Origin of the sequence: Bacillus sp. FSL P4-0290 (genome assembly GCF_037975435.1) — a bacterium.
GTDB lineage: Bacteria > Bacillota > Bacilli > Bacillales > Bacillaceae > Bacillus > Bacillus subtilis.
In genome coordinates this window covers 2,445,694-2,463,832 of record NZ_CP150253.1, presented here as the reverse complement: position 1 = coordinate 2,463,832, position 18,139 = coordinate 2,445,694, and the positions used below count along the sequence as shown (strand labels likewise).

16 protein-coding genes are annotated in these 18,139 nt (G+C 42.6%); all 16 read left to right on the top strand.

The window, feature by feature from the left end; genetic code table 11:
* Positions 1-124 precede the first annotated feature (124 nt).
* The 16 genes from pyrH (at position 125) to truB (ending at position 18,138) form a co-directional block, all read left to right on the top strand.
* Positions 125-847 carry a UMP kinase gene (pyrH, locus tag MKY10_RS12805; RefSeq protein WP_003220923.1) on the top strand — a complete coding sequence of 241 codons (723 nt, stop codon included), beginning with the start codon at positions 125-127 and terminating at the stop codon, positions 845-847.
* A gap of 1 nt (position 848) precedes the next feature.
* Positions 849-1,406: a ribosome recycling factor gene (frr, locus tag MKY10_RS12800; protein ID WP_003231927.1), complete on the top strand. Its 558-nt coding sequence runs from the start codon at positions 849-851 to the stop codon at positions 1,404-1,406.
* 130 nt (positions 1,407-1,536) lie between these two features.
* Positions 1,537-2,319, top strand: a complete 783-nt coding sequence (locus tag MKY10_RS12795; protein WP_003231925.1) for an isoprenyl transferase — start codon at positions 1,537-1,539, stop codon at positions 2,317-2,319.
* 3 nt (positions 2,320-2,322) lie between these two features.
* Complete coding sequence (gene cdsA, locus MKY10_RS12790; RefSeq protein WP_015252087.1) at positions 2,323-3,132, top strand: phosphatidate cytidylyltransferase; 810 nt, start codon at positions 2,323-2,325, stop codon at positions 3,130-3,132.
* Between the two features lie 61 nt (positions 3,133-3,193).
* Positions 3,194-4,345, top strand: a complete 1,152-nt coding sequence (gene dxr / locus MKY10_RS12785) for a 1-deoxy-D-xylulose-5-phosphate reductoisomerase (protein ID WP_003245155.1) — start codon at positions 3,194-3,196, stop codon at positions 4,343-4,345.
* A 6-nt stretch (positions 4,346-4,351) separates the two neighbouring features.
* Complete coding sequence (rseP, locus tag MKY10_RS12780) at positions 4,352-5,620, top strand: RIP metalloprotease RseP (protein WP_010886508.1); 1,269 nt, start codon at positions 4,352-4,354, stop codon at positions 5,618-5,620.
* A 32-nt stretch (positions 5,621-5,652) separates the two neighbouring features.
* On the top strand, positions 5,653-7,347 hold the full coding sequence (gene proS / locus MKY10_RS12775) for a proline--tRNA ligase (protein WP_046381027.1): 1,695 nt from the start codon (positions 5,653-5,655) through the stop codon (positions 7,345-7,347).
* Positions 7,348-7,455: 108 nt separating this feature from the next.
* The gene (locus tag MKY10_RS12770; RefSeq protein ID WP_046381028.1) at positions 7,456-11,769 is read left to right on the top strand and encodes a PolC-type DNA polymerase III; all 4,314 of its coding nucleotides are present in this window, start codon (positions 7,456-7,458) and stop codon (positions 11,767-11,769) included.
* A gap of 329 nt (positions 11,770-12,098) precedes the next feature.
* Positions 12,099-12,569, top strand: coding sequence for a ribosome maturation factor RimP (rimP, locus tag MKY10_RS12765; RefSeq protein ID WP_003231915.1), 471 nt, complete (start codon positions 12,099-12,101; stop codon positions 12,567-12,569).
* Positions 12,570-12,603: 34 nt separating this feature from the next.
* Complete coding sequence (nusA, locus tag MKY10_RS12760; RefSeq protein WP_003231912.1) at positions 12,604-13,719, top strand: transcription termination factor NusA; 1,116 nt, start codon at positions 12,604-12,606, stop codon at positions 13,717-13,719.
* A 13-nt stretch (positions 13,720-13,732) separates the two neighbouring features.
* Positions 13,733-14,008, top strand: a complete 276-nt coding sequence (rulR, locus tag MKY10_RS12755; protein ID WP_009967250.1) for a glucose-induced regulator RulR — start codon at positions 13,733-13,735, stop codon at positions 14,006-14,008.
* A gap of 1 nt (position 14,009) precedes the next feature.
* On the top strand, positions 14,010-14,312 hold the full coding sequence (locus MKY10_RS12750; RefSeq protein ID WP_003220946.1) for a YlxQ family RNA-binding protein: 303 nt from the start codon (positions 14,010-14,012) through the stop codon (positions 14,310-14,312).
* 19 nt (positions 14,313-14,331) lie between these two features.
* The gene (infB, locus tag MKY10_RS12745; RefSeq protein WP_014479801.1) at positions 14,332-16,482 is read left to right on the top strand and encodes a translation initiation factor IF-2; all 2,151 of its coding nucleotides are present in this window, start codon (positions 14,332-14,334) and stop codon (positions 16,480-16,482) included.
* Positions 16,479-16,757 (top strand): DUF503 domain-containing protein, encoded by a 279-nt coding sequence (locus MKY10_RS12740; RefSeq protein WP_003220950.1) that lies wholly within the window; start codon positions 16,479-16,481, stop codon positions 16,755-16,757. Before infB ends, MKY10_RS12740 begins: the two co-directional genes overlap by 4 nt.
* A 16-nt stretch (positions 16,758-16,773) precedes the next feature.
* Positions 16,774-17,127, top strand: coding sequence for a 30S ribosome-binding factor RbfA (gene rbfA, locus MKY10_RS12735; RefSeq protein ID WP_009967251.1), 354 nt, complete (start codon positions 16,774-16,776; stop codon positions 17,125-17,127).
* A gap of 81 nt (positions 17,128-17,208) precedes the next feature.
* Positions 17,209-18,138 carry a tRNA pseudouridine(55) synthase TruB gene (gene truB / locus MKY10_RS12730; protein ID WP_015252083.1) on the top strand — a complete coding sequence of 310 codons (930 nt, stop codon included), beginning with the start codon at positions 17,209-17,211 and terminating at the stop codon, positions 18,136-18,138.
* Position 18,139: the final 1 nt, after the last annotated feature.

Sequence of the window (18,139 nt, the reverse complement as noted above, 5' to 3'; positions counted from 1 at the left end):
AAGTCGCGTCTTTTCAGGCAGTATAGGGGACACATTTTGTGTTCCCTATTTTTAAAACTATATTTACAAACCTTTTTTTCTCTTGCATAATAGAAAACGGCAATGTTTACACTTGGAGGTTATCATGGAAAAACCAAAATACAAACGTATCGTATTAAAGCTTAGCGGGGAAGCATTGGCAGGAGAACAGGGAAATGGAATTAACCCGACTGTCATTCAATCCATTGCAAAGCAAGTGAAGGAAATCGCTGAGCTTGAAGTCGAAGTGGCTGTTGTTGTAGGCGGCGGCAACTTATGGCGCGGAAAAACAGGAAGTGACCTGGGCATGGACCGCGCGACTGCTGACTATATGGGAATGCTGGCGACAGTAATGAATTCGCTTGCTCTTCAAGACAGCTTGGAAACACTCGGAATCCAGTCCAGAGTGCAAACATCCATTGAAATGAGACAAGTTGCTGAACCGTACATAAGAAGAAAAGCGATACGCCACTTAGAGAAAAAACGTGTCGTTATTTTCGCTGCGGGCACAGGAAACCCATATTTCTCAACTGATACGACAGCTGCACTGCGGGCTGCTGAAATTGAGGCAGACGTTATTTTAATGGCTAAAAATAACGTTGACGGTGTGTATAATGCTGATCCTAGAAAAGATGAATCAGCTGTTAAGTATGAATCACTTTCTTATCTTGACGTTCTTAAAGACGGCCTGGAAGTCATGGATTCAACAGCTTCCTCTTTATGCATGGACAATGACATTCCGCTTATCGTCTTTTCTATTATGGAAGAAGGAAATATCAAACGTGCCGTTATCGGTGAATCAATCGGAACGATCGTGAGGGGGAAATAACGTGTCAAAAGAAGTATTAACTCAAACAAAAGAAAAAATGGAAAAAGCAATTGCTGCTTATCAGCGCGAATTGGCTACTGTACGCGCAGGCCGTGCAAATCCATCATTATTAGATAAAGTAACGGTTGAATATTACGGAGCGCAGACACCTTTAAATCAGTTGTCTTCTATTAACGTGCCTGAAGCTCGTATGCTCGTTATCACACCATACGATAAAACAGCAATCGGCGATATCGAAAAAGCGATTTTAAAAGCTGATTTAGGTCTTACACCAACAAGTGACGGCAATATGATTCGAATTGCAATTCCGGCACTAACAGAAGAGAGACGGAAAGAATTAGTGAAAGTTGTAAAAAAATATGCTGAAGAAGCAAAAGTAGCTGTTCGTAACGTTCGCCGTGATGCTAACGATGATCTCAAAAAACTTGAGAAAAACGGAGACATTACTGAGGATGAACTGCGTGCTTCCACTGAAGACGTTCAAAAACTGACAGATGAATATGTGTCAAAAATTGACAGTGTCACAAAAGACAAAGAAAAAGAAATCATGGAAGTTTAATGAAAAACTATGTACAATAGATAATAGTGAAAAGACCCTCTCATGTTTACAGGGGGTTTTTTTGTTAATACTGTTGATTACATTGATTATCAGCAGGGAATGTAACCTTTTTGGGTGACGGAGGAATCTCATGCTCAACATACTCAAAAATTGGAAGAATCAGCAAACTGCGGCTTCCAACTTAGAACGTTATACAAAAGAAGACATACTTAAGGGAGAAATTCCCGAACACATCGCCATTATCATGGATGGAAATGGCCGTTGGGCTAAAAAACGCTCTCTTCCCAGAATTGCAGGCCACCATGAAGGGATGAAGGTGGTAAAAAGGACCACGAAGCTCGCAAACGAATTAGGTGTCAAAGTACTGACATTGTATGCATTTTCAACAGAAAACTGGAAAAGACCGAAAATGGAGGTCGATTTTTTAATGAAGCTTCCGGAAGAATTTTTGAATACGTATCTTCCAGAGCTTGTTGAGGAAAATGTACAGGTTCGGATCATTGGGGATGAAACGGCTTTGCCGGCGCACACATTACGTGCGATTGAAAAAGCTGTACAGGACACGGCGCAAAACGACGGAATGATCCTTAATTTTGCTCTTAACTATGGAGGCCGTACTGAAATTGTCAGTGCTGCAAAATCACTCGCGGAAAAAGTGAAGGAAGGCTCTTTGAATATTGAAGACATTGATGAATCGCTTTTTTCTACTTATTTGATGACTGAATCTTTGCAGGATCCTGAACTTTTAATTCGAACGAGCGGCGAGATAAGGCTGAGTAATTTTATGCTATGGCAGGTTGCCTACAGTGAATTTGTCTTTACTGACGTCTTGTGGCCTGACTTTAAAGAAGATCACTTCTTGCAGGCGTTAGGAGAGTTTCAGCAGAGAGGCCGGAGGTTTGGCGGAATTTAGAGGATGGTGGACATGAAACAAAGAATTTTGACAGGTGTTCTGGCAGCAATTGTATTTTTATTTTTGGTTATTGTCGGGAAATTGCCGTTCACCATATTAATTTATGCTATGAGCAGTGTGGCGCTTTTTGAACTTTTACGGATGAAAAAGCTGAAGCTGGTTTCACTGCCTGGTTTGATCGGTCTTTTATTATTGTGGATGTTCTTATTGCCAAGCCAGTATTCGTTTTTTGAAGCGGACGGGATTTCCAAAATGGAAATAGCTTTATTTGCGGTACTGCTATTGCTGACTTACACAGTGTTGGTCAAGAACACCTTTACTTTTGATGAAGTCGGGTTTATTACGCTTGCAGCAATTTACATCGGAATGTGTTTTCATTATTTTATCGAAATCAGAAATCTTGACCAATACGGATTAACATACATTTTTTATGCGTGTGTTGTCATTTGGTCCACCGATTCCGGTGCCTATTTTGTCGGTAAATCGCTTGGGAAGCGGAAACTGTGGCCTGAAATCAGTCCGAATAAAACAGTGGAAGGGTTTGCAGGCGGAATTGTCATCGCACTTGTATTGGCGACGATTTTTCAGCTTGTTGCACAACTTCCGATCCCGTATATCTATCTGCTGTTGATCACGCTGTTTTTGTCTGTTTTTGGACAACTGGGAGATTTAGTGGAATCCGCCTTGAAAAGACATTACGATGTAAAGGATTCTGGGAATATTCTTCCCGGGCATGGCGGTATATTAGACCGTTTTGACAGTTTCTTGTTTGTCATGCCTTTCTTGTACTTTCTGCTTGCCCTTTTTTCATAAAAAAGTCTAATATGAATATGAGACTGATCATGCAGCAATAAGAATAGGAGTAGTGGCAACTTTGAAAAATATTTGTCTTTTAGGAGCAACAGGATCAATCGGCGAACAGACTCTTGATGTACTGCGTGCACATCAAGACCAATTTCAGCTGGTATCTATGTCGTTTGGCAGAAATATTGATAAGGCCGTTCCAATGATTGAGGTCTTTCAGCCGAAGTTTGTCTCTGTCGGTGATCTGGATACATATCATAAATTAAAACAAATGTCTTTTTCTTTTGAATGCCAAATCGGGCTGGGAGAAGAAGGACTGATAGAAGCAGCAGTGATGGAGGAGGTTGACATTGTTGTCAACGCTTTGCTTGGAAGCGTCGGTCTTATCCCGACATTAAAGGCAATTGAACAGAAAAAAACAATTGCGCTTGCAAATAAGGAAACTCTTGTCACTGCAGGGCATATAGTAAAAGAACATGCTAAGAAATATGATGTTCCGCTGCTGCCTGTTGACAGTGAGCATTCAGCCATTTTTCAAGCTCTTCAAGGCGAACAGGCTAAAAACATTGAACGCCTCATCATTACGGCATCCGGCGGAAGTTTTCGGGACAAGACGCGGGAGGAGCTCGAATCAGTAACAGTTGAAGATGCATTAAAACATCCAAACTGGTCAATGGGTGCAAAAATTACAATTGATTCGGCTACAATGATGAATAAGGGATTAGAGGTGATCGAGGCACACTGGCTTTTCGATATACCTTATGAACAAATTGATGTGGTTTTACATAAGGAGAGCATCATCCATTCAATGGTTGAGTTCCATGATAAAAGTGTGATCGCACAGCTCGGAACTCCGGATATGAGAGTCCCCATTCAATATGCGCTCACTTATCCTGACCGATTGCCATTACCAGATGCGAAAAGGCTTGAATTATGGGAAATCGGCAGCCTTCATTTTGAGAAAGCTGATTTTGACAGGTTCCGATGCTTACAATTTGCTTTTGAATCAGGTAAAATAGGAGGAACAATGCCGACAGTGCTAAATGCGGCAAACGAAGTAGCTGTCGCTGCCTTTTTAGCTGGCAAGATACCGTTTTTGGCTATTGAAGACTGTATCGAAAAGGCACTAACCCGCCATCAATTACTGAAAAAACCGAGCCTGGCGGACATTCAAGAAGTGGACAAAGATACCCGGGGATACGTCAATTCAATACTCACATAAGGTGGTATGTTCGTGAATACAGTTATAGCGTTTATCATTATTTTCGGAACGCTCGTTTTCTTCCATGAACTGGGCCATTTATTGCTAGCCCAAAGAGCGGGAATTCTCTGCCGTGAATTTGCGATCGGCTTCGGTCCAAAGATTTTTTCTTTCAAAAAAAATGAAACAGTTTATACGATCAGGCTGCTTCCGGTCGGCGGATTTGTTCGTATGGCCGGCGAAGATCCGGAAATGATTGAGGTGAAACCCGGATACACGGTCGGGCTTCTGTTTAATAAGGAAGATCAAGTTGAGAAAGTCATCATCAATCAAAAGGAAAAATATCCGGATGCATTAGTCATTGAAGTGGAAACAGCGGATCTAGAGCATGACATGAAGATCACCGGTTATGAACAGGGGAAAGAGGACGAACTTTCCAGCTTTACTGTCAGCGAAACATCCTTTTTTATTGTAGACGGAGAAGAAGTGCAGATTGCGCCGTATAATCGCCAATTTGGTTCCAAACCTGTGTGGCAGCGGATTAAAGCAATTGCTGCAGGGCCGATTATGAACTTTATTTTAGCTTACGTCATTTTAGTGATGCTTGGGCTGATTCAAGGCGTACCGTCAAATGAACCTATGCTCGGGCAGCTGACAGACAATGGACGGGCGGCTGAAGCAGGGCTAAAAGAAGGGGATTATATCCAAAGCATTAACGGAGAGAAAATGAGGTCTTGGACTGACATTGTCTCCGCTGTAAAAGAAAACCCGGAGAAAGAAATGGACGTTGCAGTAAAAAGAGATAACAAAACGCTTCATATTTCGGTGACTCCGGAAGCTGTTAAAGATGAGAACAAAAAAACAATCGGACGTTTCGGTTCCTATGCGCCGACTGAAAAAGGCGTACTCTCAGCGGTTGCTTACGGCGCGACATCAACAGTTGATGTCACCAAAGCCATTTTAACCAATCTGAGCAAATTAGTAACAGGCCAATTTAAACTCGATATGCTGTCAGGTCCTGTCGGCATATATGACATGACAGACCAAGTGGCGAAAACAGGGATAGTGAACTTATTTCAGTTTGCGGCGTTTTTAAGCATTAACCTTGGGATTGTCAACCTGCTTCCGATTCCGGCACTTGACGGAGGAAGACTGTTGTTTCTATTTATTGAAGCGATTCGGGGCAAACCGATTAACAGGGAAAAAGAAGCATTTGTTGTGTTTATCGGCGTAGCTTTCTTAATGCTTCTTATGCTGGTTGTCACATGGAACGATATCCAGCGGCTGTTTTTGTAAACGAAAAGTAAATCAATCAGAGGTGCGAAGAAATGAGACAAAGCTTGACGCTTATTCCTACGCTCCGTGAAGTTCCAGCTGATGCCGAAGCAAAAAGTCATCAGCTTCTTCTGAGAGCAGGATTTATCAGACAGAATACGAGCGGGGTATACAGCTATATGCCTCTTGCGTATAAGGTGATTCAAAACATTCAGCAGATTGTTCGAGAAGAAATGGAGAAAATTGATGCCGTAGAAATGCTCATGCCCGCATTGCAGCAGGCAGAGACATGGCAGGAATCAGGCAGATGGTATACGTATGGTCCCGAACTGATGAGACTAAAAGACCGTCATGGCCGTGAATTTGCTTTAGGGGCAACGCATGAAGAGGTTATCACTTCGCTTGTTCGCGATGAGGTTAAATCTTATAAGCGTCTCCCTCTGACTCTTTATCAAATTCAGTCTAAGTTCAGAGATGAAAAACGTCCTCGCTTCGGTTTGTTAAGAGGCCGCGAATTTATTATGAAGGATGCGTACTCTTTCCATGCATCTGCAGAGAGCCTGGATGAAACGTATCAAAAAATGTACGAAGCCTATTCTAATATTTTTGCCCGCTGCGGCATTAATGTAAGACCTGTTATCGCTGATTCAGGCGCAATGGGAGGAAAGGATACGCACGAATTTATGGCACTTTCTGCGATCGGAGAGGATACGATTGCGTATTCTGATGAATCACAGTACGCGGCTAATATCGAGATGGCTGAAGTTCTTCACCAGGAAGTTCCTTCAGATGAGGAGCCTAAAGCTCTAGAGAAGGTTCATACGCCTAACGTGAAAACAATCGAAGAACTGACTGCGTTCTTGCAGGTTTCGACTGAAGCGTGCATTAAGTCAGTATTGTTTAAAGCTGATGACCGTTTTGTCTTAGTGCTTGTAAGAGGGGATCATGAAGTTAACGATATTAAAGTGAAAAACTTGCTTCATGCAGAAGTTGTAGAGCTTGCCACACATGAAGAGGTCATTCAGCAGCTCGGAACAGAGCCAGGCTTTGTAGGCCCTGTCGGTATTCATCAGGATGTGGAAGTATATGCCGATCAAGCTGTGAAAGCAATGGTTAATGCTGTTGCCGGGGCAAATGAAGGAGATCATCATTATAAAAATGTCAATGTGAATCGTGACGCGCAAATTAAAGAATTTGCTGATCTTCGTTTTATTAAAGAAGGTGATCCTTCACCAGACGGCAAGGGAACGATCCGTTTTGCTGAGGGAATCGAAGTCGGACAAGTCTTTAAGCTCGGAACACGCTATTCAGAAGCGATGAATGCGACATATTTAGATGAAAACGGACGCGCGCAGCCAATGCTGATGGGCTGTTACGGAATCGGTGTGTCAAGAACGCTTTCTGCTATTGCTGAACAGCATCACGACGAAAAAGGATTAATATGGCCAAAAAGCGTTGCGCCGTACGATCTTCATATTCTTGCATTGAACATGAAAAACGATGGGCAAAGAGAGCTTGCTGAAAAGCTGTATGCCGATTTAAAAGCGGAAGGCTATGAAGTGCTCTATGATGACCGTACTGAGCGTGCCGGCGTAAAATTCGCTGATTCAGATCTAATCGGCCTTCCAATCCGTATCACTGTCGGAAAACGGGCTGACGAAGGAATCGTCGAAGTGAAAATTCGTCAAACTGGTGAGTCAACTGAAATCTCAGTAGACGAATTATCTGCGTTTATCAGCAAGCAGTAATCACCATAACGATTTATCAAAAAACATGTTAAAATAGAAATAATAGAAGGTACCTCATTGCCTGAGGTACCTTCACTTATGATGTTTTTAGGGAGGGATACTGTCTTAATGGAACAGTTATCAGTAAACAGAAGGCAGTTTCAAATTCTTCTGCAGCAGATTAATATGACAGATGATACCTTCATGACATACTTTGAACATGGCGAGATTAAAAAGCTGACAATTCACAAAGCTTCTAAGTCTTGGCATTTTCATTTTCAATTTAAATCTTTGCTGCCTTTTCAAATATATGACACATTAACAACGAGGCTGACGCAATCGTTTGCCCACATAGCAAAAGTGACATCTTCAATTGAAGTTCAGGATGCCGAGGTCAGTGAAAGTATCGTACAAGACTACTGGTCACGCTGCATAGAAGAACTGCAGGGCATTTCGCCGCCGATTATCAGTCTTTTAAACCAGCAAAAACCGAAGCTGAAGGGCAATAAACTGATTGTCAAAACCAAAACGGATACAGAAGCGGCTGCGCTAAAAAACAAATACAGTTCCATGATTCAAGCAGAATACCGTCAATTTGGCTTTCCGGATCTTCAGCTTGATGCTGAAATATTTGTATCCGAGCAAGAAGTTCAAAAGTTTCGGGAGCAAAAGCTTGCGGAAGACCAAGAGCGGGCTATGCAGGCCTTGATTGAAATGGAGAAGAAAGATAAAGAAAGTGATGAAGACCAAGCACCATCTGGTCCTCTTGTTATCGGTTATCCAATTAAAGATAACGAGGAAATCCGGACGCTTGACAGCATCATGGACGAAGAACGGAGAATTACGGTCCAAGGTTATGTGTTTGATGTGGAGACGCGCGAGCTGAAGAGCGGGCGCACGCTGTGTATCTTCAAAATTACAGACTATACAAATAGTATTTTGATCAAAATGTTTGCACGTGAAAAAGAAGATGCGACGCTGATGAAGTCTCTGAAAAAAGGAATGTGGGTAAAAGCACGCGGAAGCATTCAAAATGATACATTTGTCAGAGACCTTGTCATGATCGCAAATGACGTAAACGAAATAAAAGCAAAAACCCGTGAAGATTCAGCACCTGAAGGAGAAAAAAGAGTGGAATTGCATCTTCATTCCCCAATGAGCCAAATGGATGCTGTTACGGGTATCGGAAAGCTTGTCGAACAGGCGAAAAAATGGGGGCATGAGGCCATCGCTTTGACCGACCATGCTGTCGTTCAATCCTTCCCTGATGCGTATTCTGCGGCCAAAAAGCATGGAATTAAAATGATTTACGGGATGGAAGCGAATCTCGTGGATGATGGCGTGCCAATTGCTTATAATGCCGCACATCGTCTGCTCGAAGAAGAAACATATGTTGTTTTTGACGTTGAGACGACAGGATTGTCTGCTGTATACGATACCATTATTGAGCTGGCTGCAGTAAAAGTAAAAGGCGGAGAAATTATTGATAAATTTGAGGCGTTTGCGAACCCGCATCGTCCGCTTTCCGCCACAATCATAGAGCTGACAGGGATCACAGATGATATGCTACAAGACGCTCCGGATGTCGTAGATGTAATAAGAGATTTCAGAGAATGGATTGGCGATGATATTCTTGTCGCTCATAATGCAAGCTTTGATATGGGATTCTTAAATGTAGCCTATAAAAAGCTTCTTGAAGTCGAAAAAGCTAAAAACCCAGTCATTGATACGCTTGAACTTGGACGTTTTCTCTATCCGGAATTTAAGAACCACCGGTTGAACACACTTTGTAAAAAGTTTGATATCGAACTCACACAGCATCACCGTGCGATCTATGATACTGAGGCAACCGCTTATTTGCTTCTGAAAATGCTGAAAGACGCAGCTGAAAAAGGTATTCAGTACCATGATGAGTTGAATGAAAATATGGGTCAGTCCAATGCTTATCAAAGATCAAGACCGTATCATGCAACATTACTTGCCGTGAACAGCACGGGACTTAAAAATTTATTTAAGCTTGTGTCACTTTCTCATATTCATTATTTTTACAGAGTGCCGCGTATTCCGAGATCTCAGCTTGAGAAATACAGGGAAGGGCTTCTGATCGGTTCTGCCTGTGACAGGGGAGAGGTTTTTGAGGGAATGATGCAAAAATCGCCTGAAGAGGTGGAAGATATCGCGTCATTCTATGATTACCTTGAGGTTCAGCCGCCTGAAGTGTATCGTCACTTGCTGGAGCTTGAACTGGTCCGTGATGAAAAAGCGCTGAAAGAAATTATTGCGAATATCACGAAGCTGGGGGAAAAGCTTAATAAACCGGTTGTTGCTACGGGAAATGTTCATTATTTGAATGATGAGGATAAAATCTACAGAAAGATTTTAATATCCTCACAAGGCGGGGCAAATCCGCTGAATAGGCATGAACTGCCGAAAGTGCATTTTAGAACGACAGACGAAATGCTTGAAGCTTTTTCTTTCTTAGGTGAAGAAAAAGCGAAGGAGATCGTAGTCACCAATACCCAAAAGGTTGCTTCTTTAGTTGATGACATCAAGCCGATTAAAGATGATTTATATACGCCGAAAATCGAAGGCGCTGATGAAGAGATCAGAGAAATGAGCTATCAGCGTGCAAGAAGCATTTACGGGGAAGAGCTGCCTGAAATTGTCGAAGCGCGGATTGAAAAAGAGTTAAAGAGTATTATTGGCCACGGATTTGCTGTTATTTACTTGATCTCTCACAAACTTGTAAAACGTTCACTAGATGATGGGTATCTCGTTGGTTCCCGTGGTTCCGTAGGATCTTCATTAGTTGCGACACTTACTGAGATTACTGAGGTAAACCCGCTGCCGCCGCACTATGTTTGTCCTGAGTGCCAGCATTCTGAGTTCTTTAATGACGGTTCTGTCGGTTCTGGTTTTGACCTGCCTGACAAGACATGTCCTCATTGCGGAACGCCTTTGAAAAAAGACGGCCATGATATTCCATTTGAAACGTTCTTAGGATTTAAAGGGGACAAAGTACCTGATATCGATTTGAACTTCTCAGGGGAATATCAGCCGCAAGCACACAATTACACAAAAGTATTGTTCGGAGAAGACAATGTATATCGTGCGGGAACAATAGGCACGGTGGCAGAAAAAACAGCCTACGGTTATGTAAAAGGCTATGCCGGAGACAACAATCTTCATATGCGCGGTGCCGAAATAGATCGGCTCGTACAGGGATGCACGGGTGTAAAACGTACAACTGGACAACACCCTGGCGGTATTATCGTAGTTCCGGATTATATGGATATTTATGATTTTTCACCGATCCAGTTCCCGGCAGATGCCACAGGTTCAGAGTGGAAAACGACTCATTTTGATTTCCACTCCATCCATGACAACCTGTTAAAACTTGATATTCTCGGACACGATGACCCGACTGTTATTCGGATGCTTCAAGACTTAAGCGGAATAGATCCGAAAACAATTCCGACGGATGATCCTGAAGTGATGAAGATCTTCCAGGGAACCGAATCACTCGGTGTGACTGAAGAACAGATTGGCTGTAAAACGGGCACTCTTGGAATTCCTGAATTCGGAACCCGATTTGTCCGGCAGATGCTTGAAGATACAAAGCCAACAACTTTTTCTGAGCTCGTTCAGATTTCAGGCTTGTCTCACGGAACTGATGTATGGCTTGGCAATGCACAGGAGCTCATCCACAATAATATTTGTGAGCTGAGTGAGGTTATCGGCTGCCGTGATGACATTATGGTTTATTTAATCTATCAAGGCCTTGAACCGTCCCTTGCCTTTAAAATCATGGAATTCGTGCGTAAAGGAAAAGGATTAACGCCTGAATGGGAAGAAGAAATGAAAAATAACAATGTCCCAGACTGGTATATTGATTCCTGTAAAAAGATTAAATACATGTTCCCGAAAGCCCACGCCGCGGCATATGTCTTAATGGCAGTCCGCATTGCTTACTTTAAAGTGCATCATGCTCTTTTGTATTATGCGGCTTATTTTACCGTTCGTGCAGATGACTTTGATATTGATACAATGATCAAGGGCTCTACAGCAATCAGAGCGGTAATGGAGGATATAAACGCTAAAGGACTTGATGCTTCACCGAAGGAAAAGAACCTTCTGACTGTTTTAGAATTAGCGCTTGAGATGTGTGAGAGAGGCTATTCATTCCAAAAAGTCGATTTATATCGCTCCAGCGCCACAGAGTTTATTATTGACGGCAACAGTCTTATTCCGCCGTTTAACTCTATTCCAGGGTTAGGGACGAACGCTGCTTTGAACATTGTAAAAGCTCGTGAAGAAGGCGAATTCCTCTCAAAAGAAGATTTGCAAAAGAGAGGGAAAGTATCAAAAACGATTTTAGAGTACTTAGATCGCCATGGCTGTCTGGAGTCACTGCCTGATCAAAACCAATTGTCACTGTTCTAATATGGAAAGCAGAATTTCTCAGAAATTCTGCTTCTATGCATACATAAGCGCAAAAAGTGCCATCGTAATATTAGAGTTTCTGTCACTTGCTTAGGTATGAAGGTAAGCGTATATCCATTTGCAATAAAAATATGGTTATGGTATAGTTTTATTGGAAATGCTAACGATTACCGAGGCAAAGAGTGGGGAAACCCGCTCTTTTGTATTGAACAGGAGAATTTTGTCTCGACATGTTCATCGTTTACTTTTTAGCCCCTGCTCTTTTGAAGCAGGGTTTTTATGCAGAGTGACGAGACGAATATGAGATCGACAGCACAAGGAGGAAGAACATGAGCAAAAAAGTGACTGACACCGTTCAAGAAATGGCTCAGCCAATCGTAGACAGCCTTCAGCTGGAACTCGTTGACATTGAATTTGTCAAAGAGGGCCAAAGCTGGTTCCTTCGCGTGTTTATTGATTCCGATGACGGTGTGGATATTGAGGAATGTGCCAAAGTAAGCGAAGCTTTAAGCGAAAAGCTTGATGAGGCAGACCCAATCAGCCAAAATTACTTTCTTGAAGTCTCATCTCCAGGAGCTGAGCGTCCGCTAAAGAAAAAAGCCGATTTCGAAAAATCACTAGGAAAAAACGTATACATTAAGACGTATGAGCCTATTGACGGCGTAAAAGTGTTTGAAGGTGAACTGGCTGAATTTGATGGACAAACAGTGACAGTTGAGATCACGATCAAAACAAGAAAGAAACGGATCAATATTCCGTATGAAAAGATAGCTAATGCAAGATTAGCTGTTACATTCTAATCAATACAAATGTTTTAAGGGGGGAGACCGTTAAATGAGCAGTGAATTATTAGATGCTCTCACGATTCTTGAAAAAGAAAAAGGCATCAGTAAAGAAATTATCATCGAAGCAATCGAAGCTGCGTTAATTTCTGCTTATAAGCGGAATTTTAATCAAGCGCAAAATGTACGGGTGGATCTAAACCGTGAAACTGGCTCCATCCGTGTATTTGCAAGAAAAGATGTCGTTGACGAAGTATACGACCAGAGATTAGAGATCTCAATTGAAGAGGCGCAGGGCATCCATCCGGAATATATGGTCGGAGATGTCGTCGAAATCGAAGTTACACCTAAGGATTTCGGGCGCATAGCTGCTCAAACAGCAAAGCAGGTCGTCACACAGCGTGTGCGCGAAGCTGAGCGCGGTGTGATCTATTCTGAATTTATCGACCGTGAAGAAGACATCATGACAGGGATCGTCCAGCGTCTGGACAATAAATTTATCTACGTGTCTTTAGGCAAAATAGAAGCCTTGCTGCCGGTTAATGAGCAAATGCCGAATGAAAGCTACAAGCCCCATGACCGCATTAAGGTATATATCACAAAAGTAGAAAAAACAACGAAGGGCCCGCAGATTTATGTGTCAAGAACACATCCAGGCCTGTTAAAGCGTTTGTTTGAAATTGAAGTGCCTGAAATTTATGATGGAACTGTCGAGCTAAAATCTGTTGCCAGAGAAGCCGGCGACCGTTCGAAAATTTCTGTTCGCACAGATGATCCTGACGTGGATCCTGTCGGTTCATGCGTAGGGCCTAAAGGCCAGCGTGTGCAAGCAATCGTCAATGAATTAAAAGGTGAAAAAATTGACATTGTCAACTGGTCCAGTGATCCTGTAGAATTTGTCGCGAATGCGCTCAGCCCTTCCAAAGTGCTTGATGTCATTGTTAATGAAGAAGAAAAAGCGACAACTGTTATTGTTCCTGATTACCAGCTGTCTCTGGCAATTGGAAAAAGAGGACAAAACGCACGCTTAGCTGCTAAACTGACAGGCTGGAAGATTGATATTAAGAGCGAAACGGACGCAAGAGAACTTGGAATCTATCCGAGAGAACTTGAAGAAGATGATGAGCCGCTCTTTACGGAGCCTGAAACTGCTGAATCGGATGAATAAGAGGTGACTTTAGGTGAATAAACACAAAAAGATCCCATTACGCAAATGTGTAGTGACTGGTGAAATGAAGCCTAAAAAGGAACTGATCCGAGTTGTACGGTCGAAAGAAGGCGAAATCTCAGTAGACCCGACCGGAAAAAAGAATGGGCGGGGTGCTTATTTAACGCTGGATAAAGAGTGCATCTTAGCAGCAAAAAAGAAAAACACTTTGCAAAATCAATTTCAATCACAAATCGATGACCAGATTTTCGATGAATTGCTGGAACTGGCGGAAAAGGTGAAAAAATAAAATGTCTGGAATGGAATGGTTTCCCTTGCTGGGTCTGGCCAATCGAGCTCGTAAGGTCGTGTCAGGCGAAGACTTGGTAATAAAAGAAATCAGGAATGCGCGTGCAAAGCTTGTCCTGCTTACAGAGGATGCATCATCTAACACAGCAAAAAAAGTAACTGACAAGTGCAATTATTATAAAGTCCCTTATAAAAAAGTCGAGAGTCGCGCGGTTCTTGGACGCTCTATCGGTAAAGAAGCCCGTGTCGTTGTCGCCGTCACTGACCAAGGTTTTGCGAATAAGCTGATCAGCTTGCTCGATTAATATTTTTGGGGGTGAACGAATGGCTAAAATGAGAGTATACGAATATGCAAAAGCGTTAAATGTTTCAAGTAAGGAAATTTTGACCGCACTGAAGAACATGGATTTAGAAGTGAATAATCACATGGCCATGCTTGAAGAAAAGGCCATTAAAAAGCTAGATGCCAAATATAAAAAAGGCGGCGCAGCTGCTAAATCTCAAAAGCCAGCAGAAACGAACAAAAACAAACAGCCACAAGGGGTTAATCAGCAATCAGCTGGAAATCAACCAAATAAAATTCGAGACGGAAAGAAGAATGACGTGCAGAATAATCAATTTAACAAAAACAAGAAGAATAACAACAACAAAAAAAATAAACGCAACAACAACAATAATAAAAACCAACATCAGCAAAAGCCTGTAAAGCCGAAAAAAGAGCTTCCTGAGAAAATTACATTCTCTGGCACTTTAACAGTTGGCGCACTTGCTGAAGAGCTTGGCAAAGAGCCTTCAGAAATCATTAAAAAGCTGATGCTTCTTGGCGTAATGGCAACCATTAACCAAGAGCTTGATAAAGACACAATCGAACTCATTGCATCAGAATATGGTGTTGAAACAGAAGAGGTCATTGTGCTTGAAGAAACAGAGCTGGAAAAATACGAAGAGCCTGATAATGAAGAGGATCTTGAAATTCGTCCTCCTGTCGTGACAATCATGGGCCACGTTGACCATGGGAAAACAACGCTTCTTGACAGCATCCGTAAAACAAAGGTTGTTGAAGGAGAAGCAGGCGGAATCACTCAGCATATCGGCGCTTATCAAATTGAAGAGAACGGCAAGAAAATCACGTTCTTGGATACACCGGGCCACGCCGCATTTACAACAATGCGTGCACGCGGTGCAGAAGTAACTGATATTACGATTCTTGTCGTAGCTGCCGATGACGGTGTCATGCCGCAAACAGTTGAAGCGATTAACCATGCAAAAGCAGCAGAGGTTCCAATCATCGTTGCTGTGAATAAAATAGATAAAGAATCCGCAAACCCTGACCGTGTAATGCAAGAACTGACGGAATACGGACTTGTCCCTGAAGCTTGGGGCGGAGAAACCATTTTTGTGCCGCTTTCCGCTTTAACTGGAAAAGGCATTGATGAGCTCGTTGAAATGATTTTGCTTGTCAGTGAGGTAGAGGAACTGAAAGCGAATCCGAACCGTCAGGCAAAAGGAACGGTTATTGAAGCTGAACTCGATAAAGGCAGAGGGTCAGTTGCGACGTTGCTCGTACAGACTGGAACACTGCATGTCGGTGATCCGATCGTAGTCGGCAATACATTTGGCCGTGTCCGTGCAATGGTCAACGACATTGGCCGCCGTGTGAAAACTGCCGGCCCGTCAACTCCGGTTGAAATTACCGGTTTGAATGATGTCCCTCAAGCGGGAGACCAATTCCTTGTCTTTAAGGATGAAAAAACAGCTCGTTCTGTCGGTGAAGCCCGTGCTTCGAAACAGCTTGAAGAGCAGCGCAGCGATAAAGCGAAGCTCAGTCTTGATGATTTATTCGAGCAAATTAAGCAAGGTGATGTAAAAGACATCAACCTCATCGTAAAAGCTGACGTTCAAGGATCTGCTGAAGCTTTAACGGCTGCGCTTCAAAAAATTGAAGTAGAAGGCGTTAAAGTGAAAATCATCCATACAGGCGTTGGTGCGATTACTGAATCTGACATTATCTTGGCATCTGCTTCCAATGCAATTGTTATCGGGTTTAATGTGAGACCGGACGGAAATGCTAAGAGTACGGCTGAAGCTGAAAATGTAGATATTCGACTTCACCGTATCATTTACAAAGTAATCGACGAGATTGAAGCTGCCATGAAAGGTATGCTTGATCCTGAATATGAAGAAAAAGTAATTGGTCAAGTAGAAGTACGCCAAACATTCAAAGTATCTAAAATCGGTACAATTGCCGGCGGATATGTTACTGAAGGAACCATTACGCGCGACAGCGGCCTCCGTTTAATTCGTGACGGCGTCGTCATCTTTGAAGGCGAAGTAGATGTTCTGAAACGCTTTAAAGACGATGTGAAAGAAGTTTCACAAGGCTATGAATGTGGTATTACAATTAAGAAATACAATGACATTCGTGAAGGTGACATCCTAGAAGCGTTTGTCATGCAAGAAATTGAAAGAACGTGATCGGATTTGCGGAGTGTGAATGCATCATTTATGATGCAGGATCGCTAAAAGAAAAGCGTGCCGTTCTGAAGCGGATTTTAACCAGGGTTCAAAACAAGTTCAATGTTTCGATTTCGGAGATTGGCTATCAGGACACCTGGCAAAGAACCAGCTTCGGAATCGCCGCTGTTTCTTCCTCTCGCGTTCAAACAGAAAAAGAACTGCAGCGCGTCCTAGCGTTTATCGATTCTTTTCCTGAAATTGAACGGACGATCACTAGGACAGAGTGGTTTTAACTTAGAGGTGATTGAATTGAGTATGAGAGCGAACCGTGTCGGCGAGCAAATGAAAAAAGAACTCGGTGATATTATCAGCCGCAAGCTGAAAGACCCGAGAATTGGTTTTCTGACAGTAACGGATGTACGTGTATCAGGTGATTTGCAAATTGCAAAGGTGTATATCTCGGTTCTCGGTGACGAGAAAAAACGGGAAGAAGCGCTGAAAGGGCTGGCAAAAGCGAAAGGATTTATCCGATCCGAAATCGGCAGCCGCATCAGACTTCGAAAAACGCCTGAAATTGAATTTGAGTTCGATGAATCAATCGATTACGGGAATCGGATCGAAACACTGATTCACGAATTACATTCAGAGAAACCATCTGAATAAAAAAAGAGAGGATAGGCGTATATCGTCTGTCCTCTTTCTTCGTTTATAAGAAAAAAACTCAAAAGAAGGAGTGAAAGGCAAATGGTTAACGGAGTTCTCCTTTTACATAAACCTGTTGGCATGACATCGCACGACTGTGTCATGAAGATCCGAAAGCTGTTAAAAACAAAAAAAGTAGGACATACAGGAACGCTCGATCCGGAAGTATCAGGCGTGCTTCCGATTTGTGTAGGAAGAGCGACAAAAATAGTCGAATACTTAACTGAAAAATCTAAAACGTATGATGCAGAAATAACATTGGGCTTTTCAACCACAACAGAGGATCAAACCGGAGAAACGGTGGAAACAAAGCCTGTCAATCACGACATTGATAAAGCGGATGTAGAAAAGGTTTTAAACAGTTTAAAGGGGAAACAAGAACAAATTCCGCCCATGTATTCCGCTGTAAAAGTAAACGGCAAAAAATTATACGAATACGCAAGAGCAGGGATTGAAGTAGAACGTCCGAAACGTATGATAACCATTGAAGACATTGCCCTGACAACAGAGATTAAACATCATGGAGAAACCGCAAGCTTCCGGTTTACAGTGACTTGCTCCAAAGGGACCTATGTAAGGACGCTGGCGGTCATGATCGGAGAAAAGCTCGGATATCCGGCCCATATGTCTCATTTAATCCGTACGGCATCCGGAGATTTTTCTCTCGACGAATGCTTTACTTTTGATGAACTCGAAGCACAGGCCCAATCCGGAACCGTGGAAGAGCATACAGTTCCTATTGAACGTGCGCTCAATCATTTGCCGAAATGGATCATAAGTGATACATTAGCTAAGAAAGTAGAAAATGGGGCTTTGCTTGAGACGCCCGAGCAGTTTTCTGAAATGACAAGTGAAGACCGTATTGCCGTCTTTACTGAATCCGGAACCTGCTTGGCGATCTATTTCCCTCATCCTGCAAAAAAAGGGCTGTTAAAGCCGGCAAAAGTATTGATGCAAAAAAGCGAACAATAGA

What these genes read in the sequence shown, in the direction of transcription:
- pyrH (WP_003220923.1), top strand. Translation starts at nt 125, where the DNA reads ATGGAAAAACCAAAATACAAACGTATCGTATTAAAGCTTAGCGGGGAA.
- MKY10_RS12795 (WP_003231925.1), top strand. Translation starts at nt 1,537, where the DNA reads ATGCTCAACATACTCAAAAATTGGAAGAATCAGCAAACTGCGGCTTCC.
- cdsA (WP_015252087.1), top strand. Translation starts at nt 2,323, where the DNA reads ATGGTGGACATGAAACAAAGAATTTTGACAGGTGTTCTGGCAGCAATT.
- rseP (WP_010886508.1), top strand. Translation starts at nt 4,352, where the DNA reads ATGTTCGTGAATACAGTTATAGCGTTTATCATTATTTTCGGAACGCTC.
- proS (WP_046381027.1), top strand. Translation starts at nt 5,653, where the DNA reads ATGAGACAAAGCTTGACGCTTATTCCTACGCTCCGTGAAGTTCCAGCT.
- MKY10_RS12770 (WP_046381028.1), top strand. Translation starts at nt 7,456, where the DNA reads ATGGAACAGTTATCAGTAAACAGAAGGCAGTTTCAAATTCTTCTGCAG.
- rimP (WP_003231915.1), top strand. Translation starts at nt 12,099, where the DNA reads ATGAGCAAAAAAGTGACTGACACCGTTCAAGAAATGGCTCAGCCAATC.
- nusA (WP_003231912.1), top strand. Translation starts at nt 12,604, where the DNA reads ATGAGCAGTGAATTATTAGATGCTCTCACGATTCTTGAAAAAGAAAAA.
- MKY10_RS12750 (WP_003220946.1), top strand. Translation starts at nt 14,010, where the DNA reads ATGTCTGGAATGGAATGGTTTCCCTTGCTGGGTCTGGCCAATCGAGCT.
- infB (WP_014479801.1), top strand. Translation starts at nt 14,332, where the DNA reads ATGGCTAAAATGAGAGTATACGAATATGCAAAAGCGTTAAATGTTTCA.
- truB (WP_015252083.1), top strand. Translation starts at nt 17,209, where the DNA reads ATGGTTAACGGAGTTCTCCTTTTACATAAACCTGTTGGCATGACATCG.